General features: G+C 64.7%; 16 protein-coding genes. All 16 read right to left on the bottom strand.

Annotated elements, in window-relative coordinates:
- Nucleotide 1 precedes the first annotated feature (1 nt).
- Nucleotides 2-1024, bottom strand: coding sequence for a xanthine dehydrogenase family protein molybdopterin-binding subunit (locus AC1RQP_RS18920; protein ID WP_492938064.1), 1023 nt, complete (start codon nucleotides 1022-1024; stop codon nucleotides 2-4).
- Nucleotides 1025-2617, bottom strand: a complete 1593-nt coding sequence (locus AC1RQP_RS18915) for a xanthine dehydrogenase family protein molybdopterin-binding subunit (RefSeq protein WP_492938062.1) — start codon at nucleotides 2615-2617, stop codon at nucleotides 1025-1027.
- A 12-nt stretch (nucleotides 2618-2629) separates the two neighbouring features.
- On the bottom strand, nucleotides 2630-3106 hold the full coding sequence (locus AC1RQP_RS18910; RefSeq protein ID WP_492938061.1) for a (2Fe-2S)-binding protein: 477 nt from the start codon (nucleotides 3104-3106) through the stop codon (nucleotides 2630-2632).
- A 6-nt stretch (nucleotides 3107-3112) separates the two neighbouring features.
- Nucleotides 3113-3931, bottom strand: a complete 819-nt coding sequence (locus tag AC1RQP_RS18905; RefSeq protein WP_492938060.1) for an FAD binding domain-containing protein — start codon at nucleotides 3929-3931, stop codon at nucleotides 3113-3115.
- 2 nt (nucleotides 3932-3933) lie between these two features.
- A complete protein-coding gene (locus tag AC1RQP_RS18900) occupies nucleotides 3934-4377 on the bottom strand; it encodes an SRPBCC family protein (RefSeq protein ID WP_492938059.1) in 444 nt (147 codons plus the stop codon).
- Between the two features lie 2 nt (nucleotides 4378-4379).
- Nucleotides 4380-4817: an SRPBCC family protein gene (locus AC1RQP_RS18895; RefSeq protein ID WP_018643039.1), complete on the bottom strand. Its 438-nt coding sequence runs from the start codon at nucleotides 4815-4817 to the stop codon at nucleotides 4380-4382.
- Between the two features lie 9 nt (nucleotides 4818-4826).
- Nucleotides 4827-7724, bottom strand: a complete 2898-nt coding sequence (locus tag AC1RQP_RS18890) for a flotillin family protein (protein WP_492938058.1) — start codon at nucleotides 7722-7724, stop codon at nucleotides 4827-4829.
- Nucleotides 7725-7750: 26 nt separating this feature from the next.
- Nucleotides 7751-8584 (bottom strand): phosphoenolpyruvate hydrolase family protein, encoded by an 834-nt coding sequence (locus AC1RQP_RS18885; protein ID WP_239622810.1) that lies wholly within the window; start codon nucleotides 8582-8584, stop codon nucleotides 7751-7753.
- 3 nt (nucleotides 8585-8587) lie between these two features.
- On the bottom strand, nucleotides 8588-10798 hold the full coding sequence (locus AC1RQP_RS18880; RefSeq protein WP_492938057.1) for an ABC transporter permease: 2211 nt from the start codon (nucleotides 10796-10798) through the stop codon (nucleotides 8588-8590).
- The gene (locus AC1RQP_RS18875; protein ID WP_239622813.1) at nucleotides 10791-11573 is read right to left on the bottom strand and encodes an ABC transporter ATP-binding protein; all 783 of its coding nucleotides are present in this window, start codon (nucleotides 11571-11573) and stop codon (nucleotides 10791-10793) included. Before AC1RQP_RS18875 ends, AC1RQP_RS18880 begins: the two co-directional genes overlap by 8 nt.
- Nucleotides 11566-12648 carry a branched-chain amino acid ABC transporter permease gene (locus AC1RQP_RS18870; RefSeq protein WP_492938056.1) on the bottom strand — a complete coding sequence of 361 codons (1083 nt, stop codon included), beginning with the start codon at nucleotides 12646-12648 and terminating at the stop codon, nucleotides 11566-11568. The genes AC1RQP_RS18875 and AC1RQP_RS18870 overlap by 8 nt, the downstream gene beginning before the upstream one ends.
- 1 nt (nucleotide 12649) lies before the next feature.
- Nucleotides 12650-13660 (bottom strand): branched-chain amino acid ABC transporter permease, encoded by a 1011-nt coding sequence (locus AC1RQP_RS18865; protein ID WP_239622817.1) that lies wholly within the window; start codon nucleotides 13658-13660, stop codon nucleotides 12650-12652.
- A 193-nt stretch (nucleotides 13661-13853) separates the two neighbouring features.
- The gene (locus tag AC1RQP_RS18860; RefSeq protein ID WP_239622818.1) at nucleotides 13854-14681 is read right to left on the bottom strand and encodes an AraC family transcriptional regulator; all 828 of its coding nucleotides are present in this window, start codon (nucleotides 14679-14681) and stop codon (nucleotides 13854-13856) included.
- Between the two features lie 121 nt (nucleotides 14682-14802).
- Complete coding sequence (locus AC1RQP_RS18855; RefSeq protein WP_239622819.1) at nucleotides 14803-16053, bottom strand: ABC transporter substrate-binding protein; 1251 nt, start codon at nucleotides 16051-16053, stop codon at nucleotides 14803-14805.
- A 567-nt stretch (nucleotides 16054-16620) separates the two neighbouring features.
- On the bottom strand, nucleotides 16621-18060 hold the full coding sequence (locus AC1RQP_RS18850) for an undecaprenyl-phosphate glucose phosphotransferase (protein WP_492938055.1): 1440 nt from the start codon (nucleotides 18058-18060) through the stop codon (nucleotides 16621-16623).
- A 162-nt stretch (nucleotides 18061-18222) separates the two neighbouring features.
- Complete coding sequence (locus tag AC1RQP_RS18845; protein ID WP_239622822.1) at nucleotides 18223-19167, bottom strand: hypothetical protein; 945 nt, start codon at nucleotides 19165-19167, stop codon at nucleotides 18223-18225.
- Nucleotides 19168-19179: the final 12 nt, after the last annotated feature.

Genomic DNA, 19179 nt, shown 5'->3' with positions numbered 1-19179 from the left:
CCTAGCGCCGCGCCTGCGGCCGTGCGCCGCCTTGCGCCTTGATCGCGCGCAGCACCTTCTCGGGCGTGATCGGCAGATCGTCGATGCGCACGCCGACGGCGTTGAAGATCGCATTGGCGACCGCCGGCAGCACCGGGTTGGCGCACATCTCGCCGGGTCCCTTGGCTCCGAACGGGCCATCGGGAGCGGGACGTTCCAGCACCGCGATGTCGTGCGGGCAGATGTCACCGGGGCCGGGCATCAGATATTCGACGAAGTCGCGAGGCCCGTGAGCTGGATCCGGGTAGTAGGGTTCGGGCGTCTCGTAGAGCGCGTGACTGACGCCCATCCAGGCGCCGCCGACGAGCTGCTGCTCGACCAGGCGGGGGTTGAGCGCGCGGCCGAGTTCGTAGGCGGAATCCATGCGGACCATCGCGACCTCGCCGGTCTCGTCGTCGACCTCGACCTCGGCAACGAGGCAGGCATGGGCGTAGCAGGTCGCCGGCGACATCTCGCCGGTTTCGGGGTCGACGTCGGACAGCGGCACGAGGAAGATACCGCGGCCGGAGATGGTCTTGCCCTGCTTGAACTGCGCCGCGATTGCGACATCCTTCGTCGAGATCGAGCGATGCGACGCGCCCTTGACATGGATGTTGCCGCGGCCGTCGGTTTCGAGATCGGCGGCGTTGACCTCGAGCTCCTCGGCCGCCGCTTCCATCATCACGCCCCGCGCCTCGCGAGCGGCGGCCATGACGGCATTGCCGACACGATGGGTGCCGCGCGAGGCGAACGAGCCCATGCAATGCGGGCCGGTGTCGGAATCCGCCGTGTCGACATAGACGTCCTCGACGGGCACGCCGAGCGTCTCGGCGCAGATCTGCCGCGTCACCGATTTCATGCCCTGACCAAGGTCGATCGACGACAAAGCCACCGTGAACTTGCCGCTCGGATTGGAATGCACCAGCGCCTGGCTCGGATCGCCGCCGAGGTTCATGCCGATGGGATAGTTGATCGACGCCATCCCGCGTCCGCGATGCCGGGTCATCTAGCGCCTCCTGGTCCCGAATACGGAGGAGAAACGGGTCGCGCCATGCGATGGCGTGGCCGGCCGCGGAGAGGTCGGTGGCGGAGCCGGCGGTGGCGGCTCGCGCGGCGGTTCGCGGCTGACGGTGGGCGGGAGCCGATCGTAGCTGGTGCGCTGCTGTGCTGGAGCCGTCGCCCTCGCACGCGCATCCGCCGGCGTTGGCGGGATCACGGCGCGGCTGCCGCCGCCATCCTTGCGGGAGGACGCGCGCCTGAACTCGTCGCGGATCGGCCATTTGGCCTTTTCCGCGGCGACCTGCACGCATTCGATCAGCGCCGTGTTCTTGGCCTCGCGCCGGTGCGCCTTCATGTCGCCGTCGCGGTAGGCGTTGAGGATGCGGAACTCCATCGGGTCCATGCCGACGAGGTTTGCCAGCTTGTCCATCTGGCATTCGATCGCAAAGTCCATCGCGGTGACGCCGAAGCCGCGCATGGCGGTGGCCGGCGTGCGGTTGGTGAAGACGCAATAGACGTCGCCATGGACGTTCGGGATGGTGTAGGGGCCCGGCAGGTGGGCGGCGCACTTGACCGCAGCGTAGCTCGACAACCGCGTATAGGCGCCGCTGTCGAAATAGGCGCGGATCTTGCGCGCGACGATGCGGCCGTCCCGCATGACGCCGTCCTTGATGTAGATGCGCTCGGCGCCGCGCGGCGGGCCGTATTGCATCTCCTCCTCACGGCCGAACACGTAGCGGACGGGGCGTCCGGTCAGCATGGCGCCGAGGATCGCGAGCGGTTCGGTCAGCGTATCCACCTTGCCGCCAAACCCGCCGCCCACCGTGCCGCCGATGAAGTGGAAGGTGTTGGAGGGCACGTCCAAAATCTTGGCGCAGGTGTCGACCGAGAAGAACAGCGCCTGCGTCGAGGTGTAAACCACGTAGCGGCCGTTGGTGTCGGGCGCGGCGATCGCGCCGTTGGTCTCGGTCGGTGCGTGCTCGATCGGCGACATCTGGTAGCGCTGCTCGAGCACGTGATCGGCGCTCGCGAGCGCGGCATCGGCATCGCCGAAGCGCAAACGCTGGTGGTCGTAGACATCGTGATAGATGAATGCGTTCTTCGGATAGGTCTCGTTGACCACCGGCGCGCCCGGCTTGAGCGCATCCTCGACGTCGAACACGGTCGGCAGCGGCTCGTAGTCGATCCGGACCTTTGCGATGGCCTCGAACGCCTCGCGCTCGCTGTCGGCGACGACGGCAAGGATCGGCTCGCCCTTGTAGCGCACCTTGTCGACCGCAAGCGACGGCTCGTCGTCCCTGCCGAAGTTGATGAGGCTGAGCAGCGTGTTGAGATTGCGTGGCACGTCGGCGCCGCGGATGATGCGCCGTACGCCCGCCGAGCGCTCCGCTTCCGTGGTGTCGATGCGACGCAGTCTCGCATGCGCATGAGTCGAACGCACGACCTTCAGATGCAGCATGCCTTGCAGCTTGTGGTCGCCAAAATAGCTGGACGTGCCCGTGACATGGCCGAGCATGTCCTGGCGCTGGGTGCCCTTGCCGATTTCGTTCAGGTTGTCGTCGCGCTCGTCGGCGAAGATGTCTTTGCGCAGTTCCAGCATGGTCGCGTCCCTCTAGGCGCTGACCCGGCCGCCGGCGGCGGCGAGGATGGCGTTGATGATCGGCTCGTAGCCGGTGCAGCGGCAGATGTTGCCGGAGATTGCCTCGACGACCTCGTCGCGGCTCGGCGAAGGGTTGCGGTCGAGCAGGGCTTTTGCCGCCATCAGCATGCCCGGTGTGCAATAGCCGCACTGAGCGGCAAAATTGTCCGCGAAGGCGCGCTGGAGCGGATGCAGGTTTGGGCCCTGTTTCATGCCATCGAGCGTCTCGACCGAGCGACTCGAGACCGTCTCGGCGAGTGTCAGGCAGGAGAGGTGAAGTTCACCGTCGATCAGCACGCTGCAAGTGCCGCAGCCGCCCTGGCCGCAGCCGAATTTCGGGGTCATGTCGCCTATCAATTCGCGCAGCGCCACCAGGAGATTGGTGCCGCCATCGACGAAGATTGCGACGTCGCGGCCGTTGTGACGAAATTGCAGGGGTATCTTGGACATGGCGATCTATTCCTGTCCCGACAGCAAACGGCGCAGATGCACGCCGACGATCTCGCGGCGATACCAGGCGCTGCCGAGCGCGTCGTCGGATGGCGATGTTCCTTCGTTCGCTGCCGATGCGGCAGCCGCGATGGTCGCGGCATCCAGCGAACGACCCTCGAGCGCGCGTTCGGCGGCGCGAGCGCGGATCTGCGTCGGGGCCATCGATCCCAGCGCGATCCGGGCGCCGGCAATCCGGCCGCCGCTGATCGGCAGATGCGCGGCAAGGGTGATGACCGAGCCGCCCTTGGGCTTGATGCGGGCGATCTTGCGATAACGAAAGGCGTCCGTGCTCCCCGGCCGGGTGCAGGAGACCGATAGCACCAGTGTCCCGGCCTGCCGGTCGCGCGCCTGCAAGAACTCTTCAATCGGGATGTCGCGGGTGCCGAATCCGCCTTGCACCGTGACGGTGGCGTCGAGTGCCAGCAGCGCGACGGTGAAATCGCCGTAAGGGTTGGGCGCGAAGAGATTGCCGCCGACCGTGCCCATGTTGCGCACGGCAGGACCTCCGATCGAGCGGGCGGGCGCGTGCAGAAAAGCGAGGTCGCGTTCGGCGAGAATGCGCGCGAAGGTGACGGCGGCCCCCAGCATGATACGCGGGCCGGACGCATCGATTCGGGTGAGCGCGGGATCGCTGGCGCGAACGACCGTCGAGATCGAGACGTCGCCCTCGTTCAGCGCCCGCATCACCAGCGTACCGCCGCCGAGATAACGCGCGTTGCGATCCGAGGATATTGCCCCGGCCGCTTCGCTGGCGCTGGCAAAGGTCTTTACTGTCACAGCCATGGCTAGGCGGCCTCCTTCAGATGGCGGCGGATCGCCTCGAATCCCGCCTGGTAGATGTCTTCCGCCACCATGTGGGTGATGCGGTCCCTGTCATCGGGCTTCGTGGTGAAGCGCGATTCCCAATGCCAGAAGGTGCGGTCACCATCGGTGACCGGCAGCAGGCGGACATGGGCGACGTAGTTGAACATCGGGATCGGCGTATCGAGCAGACAATAGCTGAAGGTCTGTTCGAGGTCGGACAGCGCCAGCAACTGTTCGCGCAGCTCCGAGCCGTCTTTGAGCCTGAACCGCCTGACACAGCCGATCTTGTCGGCCGACTGCGCGCGTTCGATGGTGGAGGTCGCGACCGCAGGATGCCAGCGATCGTGCCCGTTGAAATCGCGCAGCACGCTCCACACCGCCTCTGTCGGCGCGTTCAGGATCGTGCTCTTGACGACGTGGGGCACGGCTAACCTCCGAACACGCGCTTCAGGGCGTCGAAGCCACCCTGAAACACGCCGCCGCCGATGTTGCTGACGAGCTCCGTCTCGCGTTCCGGCGCGCAGTCGAATTCCGCGGTCCATTCCATGAAGGTCTGGTCGCCGTCGGTGACGGGCGTCAGCCTCAGCGTCGCGACGTAGTTCTCGACGCCCATCGGGGATTCCAGGATCGAATAGGTGCAGAACATGTCGTAGTCCGAGAGTCCCAAAAGCTTCTCGCGGATGCGATCGCCGTTGCGCAGGCGGAAATCCCGGACGCAGCCGATCTTGTCGGAAGGCTCGCCACCCTCGATCCGGCTTTCGGCGATGGCCGGGTGCCAGTTCGGCAAGCCGTTGAAATCGCGCACCCGTGCCCAGACGCGGTCGTTGCGGGCGTTGACGACAGTGGAGACGTAGACGCGGGCCATGGCGCGACCTCAGCTCTTCTTCCTTGGACCGCGCTCCGCCGATGGCTCGCCTTCGGCAGCGGGCGGGGCAGCAGGCTTGTCGCCGCCGCCACCCTTGCGCGCGGCCTCCTTGATGCCCTGCATGTCACGGGCCTCGCGGATCAGGCCCGGCATTTTCGAGAGACTGCCGCCCTCGACGCCGATGTCCGACAGGATGGAGTCGATCAGCGGTGCCTGAACCCGGTAGCGGAGGGCGGAGTCGATCACCTCGTCGGTGGCGCTGCGGCCGCCATTGCCATTTCCGTGACCGTTGCCGTTGAGCCCGTCGACCTGGAGGATGCGGATGCCCTCGATCTTCTCCATCGGCTTGACGCTCTCGCGGACAATGCCCTCGATGCGGTCGAGCAGCTTGCGCCGGAACAGCGAGTATCGCGCCTGGTCGGTGAGCACGTTCTCGGCCTCGTTGAGCATCCGCTGCGCCTCGGCCTCGACCGCCGCGCGCACGCGCTCGGCTTCGGCCGCGATGCGCGTCTCTTCGGCCTGCTTCTCGGCGAGCAGGATCTCGACGGTCTTGCGCCGCTTGGCGATCTCGCTCTCCCGCGCCGTGACGACGCGCTCGGTAGCTTCCGTCGCGCGCATGCGCGCTTCCTCGGCCGACGCCTTGGCCGCGGATTCCTCCAGGGACTTCAGATGGATCGCAATCGCCTTCTCCATCAGGACGGTCTCGACCTCCTTCTCGCGATTGACCTCGAGCTTGCGCAGCTCGCGCTCGCGGCCGATGCGGGCTTCGTCGAGACCGCGGTCGGAGGCGATGCGGGCACGCTCGACCTCCTCGCGCGCGCCGATTTCGGCTTCCTGCAGCGACTGGACGCGGGCGACCTCGAGCTGCTCGATGGCGCGCCGCCGCTCGATGCGCGCCGCCTCCAGCGCTTGCTCGCGGGAGACATCGGTGGTCTCGACCTCCTTGCGGGCGACGATCTCGGCCTGCTTTACCTGGCGGTCGGCATCGATCCGTTCCGAGCGCTTGGTCGAGAGGGCGATGACGCGCTCCTCGTCGGCGATCTCGATCGCCTTCTTCTGCTCGATGTTCAGCACCTCGCGCTGCTTGGAGGAATTGATGCGCTCGGCCTCGAGCGCCAGATCGACCGTGATACGCTGGCGTTCGATCGCGTCGCGACGCTTCAGCTCGGCCGCCTCCAATACGCCGGTCCGTTCGATCTCCAGCGCGCGGGTTTCGCGCTCGGCCTGGATCCGCTCGGCCGCGACCGCCTTTTCTTGGGCGATGCGCGCCGCCTCGATCGCCTCGCGCGAGGCGATGTCCGCTTCCTCGACGGCGCGGTTGCGGGCGATCTCCAGCGAGCGCACGCGCTCCTCCTGGGCGATGCGCGAGGCCTCGGTGGTCTCTCGGGCGGCGATGCCGGCGACGTCGAGGGCCTGATTTCGCTCGATTTCCAGTTGCCGCGTCTTCTGCTCGGCGGCGATCCGCTCGGCCGCCAGTGTCCGCTCGCGCGCGATGCGGGCAGCCTCGACGGCACGCTGGGCCTCGATCTCGGCTTCCTGGATGGTTCGGACCTGCTGGATCTCCAGCGCGCGGGTACGCTCGTCGGAGGAGATGCGCTCCACATTGACGGTCGTCGTCTGGGCAATACGGGCCTTTTCGGTCGCCTCGCGCGCGGCGATCTCGGCTTCCTCGACGGCGCGGGTGCGCTCGATCTCGCGCCGCCTCGTTTCCTCCTCGTTGGCGATCCGCGCATCGGTGACGACGCGGTCCTGCTGAATCCGCGCCTTCTCGATGGCTTCGCGGGCCGCAATCTCGGCTTCCTCGACCGTGCGCATCCGCTCGATCTCGCGTTGGCGCACCTCGCGCTCGGAGGCAATGCGGGTGGTGTCGATCGAGCGCTGGTTGGCGATCCTGGTCTTCTCGATCTCCTCGCGCGCCAGCAGCTCCTTCTCCTCGATGGTGCGGGTCCGTTCGATTTCCCTCTGGCGGGTCTCGCGCTCGGAAGCGATGCGGGCCTCGGCGATCGCCTGGTCATTGGCGATGCGGGCACGCTCGATGGCCTCGCGGGCGGAGATCTGCGCCTGTTCGGCCTCGGTCTCGCGGAGTGCCCGTTCGCGGGCGACTTCCGTGCGCTGGAGCGCGCGGCGCATCTCGATGTCGCGTTCCTGCTCCAGGCGCGCGGTCTCGCTCTCGCGCTCGATCTCCAGCGCCTGCCGCTCGGCCTCCAGATTGCGGGCGCGGATCTTGATCATCGAGTCCTGCTCGATGTCGTTGCGCAGCTTCCGCTTGGCCTCGATGTCCTGCATCAGCTGGGTCAGACCTTCGGCGTCGAACCGGTTCGAGGGGTTGAAGAATTCGAGATCGGTCTGGTCAAGATCGGTGATGGCGACCGATTCCAGCTCGAGGCCGTTCTGGGCGAGGGCTTCCGCCGCTTCGGTCTTGACGCGCGCGACGTAGTCGCCGCGCCGTTCGTGCATCTCCTCCATGGTCATCTCGGAGGCGACCGAGCGGATCGCGGAGATGAATTTTCCGGCAAGCAGCGCATGAAGTTGCTCCGGCGCCATGGTGCGGCGGCCGAGCGTCGCCGCGGCGATCGAGACCGCTTCACGGGTCGGCTGCACCCGGACGTAGAAGTCGGCCTCGATGTCGACCCGCATGCGGTCGCGGGTGATGACGGCATCCTGTTTGGAGCGGACGACACCCATCGGCAGCACGTTCATGTTGACCGGCGTGAAATCGTGGATGAATGGCAGCACGAAGGCGCCGCCATTGATCACCACGCGTTCGCCGAGGAAACCCGTCCGGACGAACGAGGTCTCCTTGGAGGAGCGATGGTAGAGCCAGTTCACGATATAGACGCCAACCACGATCACGATGATCGCGACGATCAGCCAGAGGATCAATTCACCGACCAGCATCCCTGACATCTTTCCCTCCCTCGAACCTTCCGGCGTTACCGCGCGCCGATCGCCTTGAACTGACGCACCTGCTCCGTCAGCGCCCGCTCGACCGGCAGTCGCTCCATCGAGGAGGCGCCGTAGAAGCCATGGCAATGGCGGGTGTTCTTCATGATGAAATCGGCGTCGGCGGGATCCGCGATCGGACCGCCATGCGCCAGCACCAGGATGTCCGGATTGACGCTGAGCGCTGCCGAAGCCCAGGTGTCGATACGCGCGGGGCAGTCCCCGAGCTTTGGCGCGGTGTGCGCACCGATCGTGCCGCCGGTCGTCAGGCCCATGTGACAAACGATGATGTCGGCGCCCGCGATCGCCATGGCGGTCGCCTCTTTCTCGCTGAACACGTAGGGCGTGGTCAGCATGTCCTTGTCGTGCGCCTTTGCGATCATGTCGATCTCGAGCGCATAGGACATGCCGGTCTCTTCGAGATTGGCCCGGAAGGTGCCGTCGATCAGGCCGACCGTCGGAAAGTTCTGGACCCCTGCGAAACCCAGCGCCTTCAACTGGTCGAGGAAGACGTCCATGTCGCGAAACGGGTCGGTGCCGTTGACGCCCGCAAGCACCGGGGTCTGGCCGACCACGGGGAGCACTTCGCAGGCCATCTCCAGCACGATGGCATTGGCGTCCCCGTAGGCCATCAGGCCGGCGAGCGAGCCCCGGCCAGCCATGCGATAGCGGCCGGAATTGTAGATGACGATGAGATCGACACCGCCGGCTTCCTCGCATTTGGCCGACAGCCCGGTGCCAGCACCTCCACCAACGATCGGCACGCCGCGCCTCGCCATGTCGCGAAACTTCTTCAGGAGGGTTGCGCGTTCAAATCTGGCCATCGGTCACCTCGCTAGTCTCCGCCGCGCGCCGGCGCGGCCGAACAGGGTTCGGAACGCGCCGACGATGGCGGCGGCGAAGTCGGGATCGTTGATGTTCTTGGGGACGCGAACGATCTGACGGTTGCCGGTCTGCCGCACGTTGCGCTCCAGCGCACGGAACAGGGCTGCGTCGGCTTCCGGGTCCCAGAACGGCTGGCCTCGCGCATCGAGCGCGGAGACGCCGCCCTCCGGCAGGAAGAAGCGCACCGGGCCGTCCATCTGGTTGAGCCGCTCGGCGATCCAGCGGCCCATGCGCTCGTTCTCCTCGGCGGTCGTCCGCATCAGCGTCACTTGCGGATTGTGGACGTGGAACTTGCGGCCGCGGTAGCGTTCGGGAATGGTGTCCGGCGCACCGAAATTGACCATGTCGAGGGCGCCAACCGAGCCGACATAGGGCAGGCGGCTGCGGATAATCGCGCCAAGACGATCTTCCGTCGCCGGAAACACGCCCCCCATCAGCAGGTCGCAGATCTCGGTCGTGGTGAGGTCGATCACGCCGGCGAGCTGACCGGACTCGACGAGCTTCTCCATGGAACGGCCACCGACGCCGGTGGCGTGGAACACGAGACATTCGAAATCATCGCGCAGCTCCGCCGCGATTTTCTGAACGGCCGGTGTGGTGACGCCGAACATGGTGATGCCGACCGAGGGGAGGCCGCGGGGCTCGCGCGCCGTTGCGGCGCGCGCCTCGAGCCGCGCCTTCACCATGCCGGCAAGCGCATTGGCACCGTTGGCCAACACCGCCCGCGAAATCGAGTTCAGCCCCTGCACGTCGGTGACCGAGTGCATCATGGTGATGTCGGCTGGTCCGACATAGGGCCCGACATCGCCGGAGGCGACGGAGGAGACGATCAGCTTGGGCACGCCGACGGGAAGGGTGCGCATGGCCGGCGCCACCAGCGACGCCGCGCCCGAGCCGCCGGCCGAGATCACGCCGGCGACATTGCCCTGGCGCCGCAGCCAGCTGGCGAATGCATCGGCCATCGCCGTCACGGCGGCGCCGCGATCCGGGCCGAACACAGCGGAGCCGCCGCGGCCGTGGTTCAGAGCGATCTCCTGCGCGGAGACGTCGCACGACGAATGCTTGCCGCTGGTCGAAACATCGACCAGCCGCGTGCGCAGTCCGCTTTCCGCGATGATGTCGCGGATGTAGCGCAGCTCGGGGCCCTTGGTGTCGAGCGTGCCGACGACCAGCACGACAGGCGGGCCCGAGGCCTGGGCCGCTGAGGGTTCGCGCTGGCGGCGCGCCGCCTCGTCCAGCCGCGTCACCTGCGTCGAGACCGTGCGGGCGGCGGCCTCGATGCGGGCGATCGGCACGGGTTGGGACCATCGCGTCGGAAGCGTCGGGTTGGAGATGTAGATGCGGAGCGGCCCGTCGCGGCGTGGCGCAGGCGCCGGCTTTACTTCACGGCCGGACGGTGCGATGTCGACATCGGGCTCGAGCTCGGCGTGAAGCCCGACGCCGAGCAGGCGCTGCTGAAGTTCGCGGTCCGCGGCAAGGCGCGCGGAGTCGATGATGCGGTTGATGCGGCCATTGACCATGATCGCGACGTTGCGCGAGACCGCGGTGGCAACGCCGATGTTCTGCTCGATCACGAGCACCGACATGTCGCCGTCCTCGCCCAAGCGCAGCAGCATCTCCTCGACTTGAGTCACGATGACGGGCGCGAGGCCCTCGGTCGGCTCGTCCATGATCAGCAAATGAGGATTGGTGAGCAGCGCGCGCGAGATCGCCAGCATCTGCTGTTCGCCACCGGAGAGCTGACCGCCGCCATGATCCTTGCGCTCGGCCAGACGCGGGAAGGTGTCGTAGATGCGCTCGACGGTCCAGGCGCCGGCGCGCATGCCTCCGGCGAGCCGCAGATGCTCGTCGACGCTAAGCGAGCGCCAGAGGCGGCGGCCCTGCGGCACATAGCCGACGCCGAGCCGGGCGATCTGCGCCGGTGGCCGCCGTGTGACGTCCTCGCCCCGCACGCGGATCGACCCACCGCTCACGGGCACCAGCCCCATGATCGCCTTGCACAGGGTGGTCTTGCCCATGCCGTTGCGGCCGACGACGGAGAACACGCCGCTCTCCAGCGTGAGGTCGACCCCTTGCAGCGCGTGCGAGTGGCCGTAGTAGACGTCGAGGCCGCGGACCTCGAGTGCGGCACTGCTGCGGCGGGCCTCATTCATGGCCGCCTCCGAGATAGAGCTCCTGCACTTGGGGATCCGACTGGATCTCCTCCGGCAGGCCCTCCTTGAAGATGCGGCCGTTGTGCATCATCGTGACGCTCTCGACGACGCGCAAGGCGACGTCCATGTCGTGCTCGATGATGATGTAGCCGATGTGCGCCGGCAGCGAGGTCAGGATTTCGATCAGCTCGGCCCGCTCGGTCGGCGACAGGCCAGCAGCAGGCTCATCGAACAGGACGAAGCGCGGGGCGCCGGCGAGCGCGAGCGCGATCTCGAGCTGACGCTGCTGGCCGTGCGCGAGCTCGGCCACGCGCTGGTCCTTCACCGCGGAGAGATGCACGGCCTGCACGAGATTGTCGGCCGCGTGCATCAGGGCATCGTTCTGTCCCGGACGCAGGAACGAGAAGCGCCCGCGCGAGACGCCGCGGCAGGCGAGATAGACGTTGTCCTGGACGGTGAGGCCGGGGAACAGCGCCGAGATCTGATAGGTCCGGCGCAGCCCGCGGCGGATGCGTTCATAGGGTGGGAAGTGCGTGACGTCCTCGCCGAAGAAGCGGATGGTGCCGGAGGAGGGCGGGAAATCGCCGGTGATGCAGTTGAATAGCGTGGTCTTGCCGGCGCCGTTCGAGCCGAGCACGGCGCGCCGCTCGCCCGGACGCACGGTGATGGTGACGTCGGTCAGCGCCGCCAGGGCGCCGAAAAACCGTGTCACCCCGCGCAGCTCGAGAGCGGCACCGGCGCCAACGGCGGAAAGGCGTTGAGCGACGCTATCCATGGCCGCTTCCTCCGCCCGGGCGGTCCCTTCGTGGACGCTGGCTCTGACGCCAACGCTGCCATAGGCCGATGACGCCATCCGACGACCAGAACACGATGGCGAGGAAGCCGAGCCCGATCAGCAGGCGGAAGCGGTTGCCGTCGAGCCCAAGCCGGACCAGGAAGTCGAGCGCGAAGGTGCGGAGCAGCACGAAGATCAGCGCGCCGATGAAGGGGCCGATCGGGCGCGTGATGCCGCCGACGACCGCGATGATCAGTACGTCGATGCAGGCGCCGACGCTGACCGAGCCCGGTGAGATCTGGCGATAGTTCCAGACCTGGAGGACGCCGGCGAGCGCGGCCACGAAGGAGGCGAAAGCATAGGCCGCGACACGGTGGGCATTGACGTTGAAGCCGAGCGCGGCCATGCGCCGCGGATTGTCGCGCACGCCCTGAAGGGCAAGGCCGAAGGGCGCGCGCGAGAGATACTCGACCGCGAAATAGCAGAGCGCCGCGACCGCGAGCACGATATAGTAGAAGGGAATGTCTGCGCGCCAGTTGACGCCCCAGAAGTGCGGCGTCGCCACGGTGTTGATGCCCGTGTGGCCGTTGAAGATCGCCCAGTTCTGATTGGTGAAATAGTAAAAGGCCGCGCCGATCGCGAGCGTGATCATGATGGTGTAGATGCCTTCGGTGCGCACCGCGAGCGCGCCGCCGAGGGTGCCGAAGGCGGTCGCCAGCGCCAGCGCCATCGGCACCGCGAGCCACCAGGGCCAGCCCAGGCTGATATTGGCGTTGCCGCTGACGCCGAACACGGCGACCATATAGGCCGAGAAGCCGGCGATGGTGAGCTGCATCAGGCTGACCATGCCGCCATAGCCGGCGAGGAACATCAGGCTCAGCGCCATGGTGCCGAGGATCAAGGTGGAGGCGAAGATCTCGATCAGGAAGAATCCGTTGGCGATCAGCGGCATGATCAGGAGAACGACCGCGACGATCCAGGCGGCGGGATTGTTGACCTCCGGCCATGTCCGCGTCGGGCGTTGCGCCACGGCGGCGGGACGAACGGCAACGTGAGCATCGTGAGCGAGCGACATCTCAGCGCCCCGCCAATAGGCCTTGGGGCCGGATGGCCAGCACCAGCACCATGATCAGGAAGGTCACGACGATGGCATAGGTCGGGATGTAGACCGAGCCGAGCTGCTCGGCGAGGCCGATGATGAGCGCGCCGAGCGCGGCGCCGGGGATCGAACCCATGCCGCCGACGATCACGACCACGAGCGAGGCGAGCAGGAAGCGGATGTCTTCGCCCGGCGACAATGACTGGAAGGTGCCGCCGACGACGCCGGCGATGCCGGCAAGTCCCGCGCCGAAGGCGAACACCAGCACGAAGACGAGCTGGATGCGCACGCCGGTCGCAGCCAGGATATCGCGATCGTCGACGCCGGCGCGGATGATCATGCCGATCCGGGTGCGGTTGAGCGCGAGCCACATCGCCACGCCGATGACCACGGACGCCGCGAAGATCACGAGCCGCACCGAGGGATATCTGAGATAGACCGGCTCGCCGGAGGATTTGATCGCGGTGATCAGTGGCAGCTCCACCGGCCCGATCAGCCAGTTCGGGGTCTGGATCTGGTAGAAGTCGCCGCCGCAGGCCCACAGCATGAGGTCGGCGAACACGATCGAAAGTCCGATCGTCACCATGGTCTGCCTGAGATCCTGTCCCTCCATTCGGCGGAACACGATGACCTGAAGCAGGACGCCGACGAGAGCGGTCAGGATGAAGGCGGCGATGAAGCTGAGGACCCAGGACCCGGTCGAGGTGCTGATGGCATAGCCGACATAGCCACCGAACAGATAGAGCGAGCCGTGGGCGAGGTTGACGTTGCGCATCAGGCCGAAGATCAGCGTGAAGCCGCTGGCGACGAGGAAGTAGAGGCCCCCGAGCGTGATGCCGTTGAAGACGGCGTTGAGGAAGACGCGCTTGCGGCCGACGGCCTGTTCGAGACCCGGCGGCCAGATGGCGAAGACCAGCCAGAGCATGACGGCAACGGCAATGATCGCGATCAATGCCCAGGCGGGATGGCGTTCGACAAAGCGGCTCATGTGCGCCGTCCGGTTTTCCGGGCCACAGGCCGAAGGTTCACTGAATGCAGGTCGAACAGCCTTGCAGCGGCTGCAGGCCTTGCCATGGACGTGCGCTCCCGTCGGTCGCGATCATCTCAGGATCGCGTTGACTACATCCTACCCGGGCGGCGAGGGCGGCGTTTGATCGTGAGTATCTTTTCGTGGCCCGCGGTCAGGCGCGCAAAACCTTGGCTGCGCGACGATAATCGGTCGGGGCCATCCCCACATTGGCGGCAAAGAAGCGGGTGAATCCGCTCTGCGAGGAGAAGCCGAGATCGAAGCCGATGTCGGCGATCGGCGTTTCGCTCGCGACCAGCGCTTCGAGCGCCTGTTCCATGATCAGTGTATTGAGATAGAGGTTCGGCGTGAGGCCGGTCTGCACGCGGAACAATCGGTAGAAGTGGGGCCGCGACAGGCCGGATTCGCGGGCGATGGTGTCGAGCTCGATCTCGGCACCGGGGCTTTCCGACATCATCTTGATGCATTTGCGCACGCGAAAGTCTGTGACGGAGCCGCTTGCGCGCGGATCGCGCGCGATCTCGGCCTGCTGCCAGCTTTCGTCATAGCAGATGTCGATCAGCCTCCTCAGCTCGGAATCGAGACTGGAGAGCGATGGTGCGCCGCACACGAGCGCGGCGGTCCGCCTGATATGCTTGTCGAGTGCAGGAGTGCGCCTGAATTGGGTGCGGCCGAAGCGCAGCCGGTCGCTGCCCGAGGCATCGGGCGCAAACCATTCGGCGTTGACGTAGAGCACGAAAAAGATGGCGCCGCCATCGAGATCGGCCGGCAGGAAGTTGTGTGGCTCCCACGGATTGACGGCGACGACGGACGATTCGGTGAGATCATAATGCCCGTTGGAGACATCAATGCATGCGGGCATGCCGCCGACATGAAAGATCAGATGACCTTCACGATGGGCGTGGATATTGAAAGGGCGGTTCAACTGGTAAACCGTCGCCCGGCCGAAGCGGCCATGGAAGACGGCGAGCGCACGGCTCATGCCTTCCCCTCCCGAATGTTCTCTTTTCGGTCAGCGTTCAACAACGCCGACGAGATTGCAAGAGCGGAGAGCGACCGCGTCAGCAAGTCGCTCCCCGTCTACGTACTGCCGAGGTGATGCGTCAGTACTTCTTACATTCCGGAACGGTGCGGCTTGGCAGTCCGATCTTGGAGAAGACGGCCGGATCGTAGCCGAGCGTCTGGTTCACGTTCGGAATCACCTTCACGACCTTGCTGAACAGCGCGCCCTTGCCGTCGTCGACGACCTCGGTCACGAAGTTGGTGCCGATGGCCTGGCGGTTGGAGTCGAGCTTGATCTTGCCGTTCGGCGCATCGAGCTCGATCTTCGCCAGCGCTTCCTTGAATTTCGCCTGGTTGTTGGAGAGATCACCATTGACCTGGCGCAGTGCGAGGATCAGCGCCATGGTTGAATCATAATAGTTGGTCGCCAGCAGCGAGGGGCTCGGGAAGCGCTTGTTGGGCGGGAAGGCGTCCTGATAGGCCTTCACGAACTTCTGCCAGCCCGGATCGTCCCAGGTGTCGGCCTGGCCGCTCGCCGCAATGGTGCCGATGAGGGCGTTCTTCGCATTCCCTTTTGACGACAGGATGGTCTGGTCGATCATGATGGAACCGCCCATCAGATGCGCCTTGCCGCCGGCCTGCTGATATTGGTTGAGGAAGTTGACGGCATCCGCGCCGCCAAGCCCGAGATAGATGGCGTCGACGTCGTCGGGCAGGGCGGCGATGACGGAGGCGAAGTCCTTCGTTCCCAGCGGCACCCATTGTCGGTTGGTGACTTGCCCGCCCATTCCGCAGAACTCGAGCACCAGTCCGAACACCTGGGTGTAGATGAAGGAATAGTCTTCGCCGACGGTTGCGATCTTGCGGTACTTCTTGTCCTCATAGGCGTATTTGCCGAGGCCGACCTGCCACTGGGCACCGTCCATATTGTAGCGGAAGAAGTTCGGGGCAGGGTCGACATAGGTCGTTTCCTGCGCGCCGGAGGCCGCATTGATGAAGGTCAGCTCGGGATGGGTCTTTGCAAAGTTCTTCACCGCGATGCCCTCGTCGCCAGAGAGCGGCGACAGCAGGATCTGGACCTTGTCCTGCTCGATCAGCTTGCGCACAGCGCGCACGGCTGAGTCCGGCGTTGCGTCGGTCGAGGCGACGATGAATTCGAGTTCCTTATCGCCGATCTTCTTGCCCAGCACATTGAGTGCCGTCTGATGGCCGCGCATTCCATCCTCGCCAAGCACGGTATAAGTGCCTTCGAGTGTTGCGGTCACGCCCACCTTGATCTTTTCCTGGGCGATTGCTGCGCCTGAAAGAAACAGGCTGCTCAACGCGAGCAGTCCCATGCTGCATTTCGACATTTGCTCCTCCCCTGTGTCGTCGTTCTGTTGCCGCGCCGACCTGCGCGACGCCCGTGGCTCTCGAAGGCCGCGGCTTTAGAGGGAAGCTAGCCGAAGTCGAATGCGGTGCACGCATCGGTGTCTCGTTCGGTTTGACTGGCAGTCTCATTTTTGAATGTTGCGGCGCAAGTCGTTTCGCGGTGCAGCAGGGGCTCGCGCCGCAAAAAAATCATGCCGCAGCCGACCCTGAACAATCGCATCCGCCTATGATCGTGATGCAGATCCGCGCACCTACGATTTCCGCGACGGGACCGCCGAACCCAACTGTCGCGAACCAAGTCCCGATCGACCCCTGACCAACCGCCTGTCGCGTGACGGCACGTTGGCAACCCTACGCCAAAATGGCGGGAAGGATCTGCGCCTGGTCATCTCCACGAGATCGAACGACGCCGTGACCACCCTGAAGATGAAAAACATCAGCGAGAACGGGTAACTGGGCTGACTAGTGTACGCGGTGCGACTCGGTTCCCAGCATTCGAGCGGGGAAAACATCGAGCTGGCGTAGGCGAGCCTACGATCACGAGTAGCTCAATAAACGTCCTGACCCGAGAGTGTTACTACGGTCCGGATCATGATGCGAATGTCCAACCAAATGCTCCAATTGGTGACATACCAGACATCGTACTCGACGCGTTTCTTCATCAGCTCGATGGTCGGTGTCTCGCCGCGGAGACCGTTCACCTGAGCCCAGCCCGTAAGGCCGGGTTTGACGTGGCGACGACAGGCATAGTTGCCAATCATCTGATCGTAGTAGTTGTCATGCGCGAGAGCGTGCGGCCGCGGACCCACCAGCGACATTTCTCCGCGCAGCACGTTCCACAGTTGAGGCAATTCGTCGATGCTGGTTTTGCGCAAGATCCGCCCGACCCGGGTAACTCGCGCATCCTGTTTGCTGGCCTGCTTGATCTCGGAGCCATTCTCCGACACCGTCATGCTGCGGAACTTCCAGATATTAAATAGCTCGCCGTTGAAGCCCCGGCGTGTCTGACGGAAAATGATGCTGCCTGGTGAATCGAGCCTGACTAGGAGCGCCGTCATGGCGAGTAGAGGTGCGAGGCATAGAAGGCCGAGCGAGGCAAGACAGATATCGACGCTGCGCTTCAAGGCTCGTTCGCTGACCGAGAGAGGCGCTCTCTGGACTTCGATCACCACAGAGTCGCCTACGGGCGTGAACGGCCGCGATACCAGGTCGGCGATCTCAAGATCTGGCAGGAGGCGAACCGGATTTGGTACCTGGCGCAGAGATTGGCTGAGGCGCTGAAACAGCGCTAGATCGCGCCAATTGAAGGCCAGAAGGAATTCGTCGACGCCTGCTCCGCGCGAATTTCGAATGATGGTGGCCAGCTCGCGCTCCATTGCTGCGTCGTCGGACTTCAACGTAGCGTCCAGAACGAAGTGGCGTACCACCTGAAAACCGTTCCTACGCAAATCCTTGAAGCGGATTGAGGTAAAGTCGAGCGGCTCTCCGCTGATCAACACGACCCTTCGTTTGACGGAGTGTCTTCGCGCGAAAGATGAGATCAGAGCGAATCGCCAGATCACGCGATGCGCGCCGAGACCAGCAAGGCCGATTACTGCGAACAGAACGATGGTGATACGGGACAGCTCGGCGGTCGATCTCAGCAGGAAAGCAGAGAATACAAGAATCGCAAGCGAGAGAAGCCAGACGGATGAGGCCTTCCGCAACTGCCAGTTCGTATTGGCCAGGTTGTGGTTATCGTAGCCCCCCCTGAAAAAGGCGATCGCGATGAATGCGGTCGCTACAAGAAAGGCGACGCCGACGGAAAGTTCCCGTTCGGCCAGTGTCGTCATGAACTTGCGGTGGACCAGGTTGGCGGCGACGTAGCTGAGCAAAATGAGCAGGAAGTCGCCTGCCATAATGGCAAATTGAACCGGTCTCTGTAGTGAGACACCGCGTCTTACCAAAATCGAGGATGAGGACTTCGAACCGTATGTGGTCAATGACATGAAATGCCTCATTCCAAAAACGTCACGTGGCAATGCATTAGCTAAAGCAAGGGTGCGTTCAAAAAGCCTAGATCGAGAGGTTACAGGTCCGATGATATCGGTGCAGCTCCTCGCGAGATTTTCAAGGACGGCGATCGCAAATATAAACTGTGCCTAGTGTACCTATCGCGGCGCCAAGGTCCGCAGACACGGCGAGGGTCCGGCTGCAGTGCGCCGCGTGCTGGTGGCTGTAACAGGAAGCGGAGACTCCGCCAGGGGTGGGGGTGGATCTGCGACAAACTGCGCTGTGCTGCCCGAAAAGAAGTAGAGTGTTGACCAATCTGGGGAGAGCTCGACCCAGTTGCTGCTGCCGGCTGCTCGATTATTGGCGCCGTTATGCGGCGAGTCCGAAGAACGCCACCAGTCGGCTCCAACGTTGGCAACCACTTTCATTTCGGGGTCGGTCGTCTTCATCTCTATCTGGACGTAGACAGAATCGACAGCTCCGGCGGCGAAGTCGCCGCGTCTCACGAGCCACATCAGGTCGTTGCGGCCGGGAGGGGGACTGTCAACAAGGGTAGTTCCATCCGTCTGAACTTTAATCTTCATCTCGACAGCAGCGTTCTTGGGAGCCATTACGTCAAAATGGGCCCCGACGATCTCGTTCTCTGCCTGATCTTGTACCAGGATCCATTCCTTCGTGCTGCGAAGGCGTACATATGTCTTTCCGTTGGCGACGAGGATCTTGCCGTCCTTGTTCGGTGTGGTCGCACCAAACTTTGGAAATATTGATGCCATTCCTGTGACGGCAGTGAAGTCGGCGGGAGGTTCGCCGTTTTCGGGCTTTGAGGCGCCGTTGCACCAGGAAGAGGTCTTGGGGACGCCCGCAGGATATGCCTGGCTGTAACCAATGCTGTTTTGCTCGATGACACTCGAGGCGAGACCCACGGAGGTGACGGCGTCCGGTCTCCCGCTGGCCGCATCGGCACTCTTCGGAGAGATGGCCAGAATTCCGATGAGACCGAGTGGCAGGAACCAGCCCGAGACAGATCGCTCGAGGACGTAAATCATACGCGCAATAGCAGCGGGCGGCGAGCAGAACGGGATCGAATGGGAGGTGCCAGACATAGACCGACCCAT

The organism is Bradyrhizobium sp. GW821-FHT13H06 (assembly GCF_058803975.1).
The sequence above is the reverse complement of the archived record's forward strand: the minus strand, read 5'-3'. Positions and strand labels throughout refer to the sequence as shown.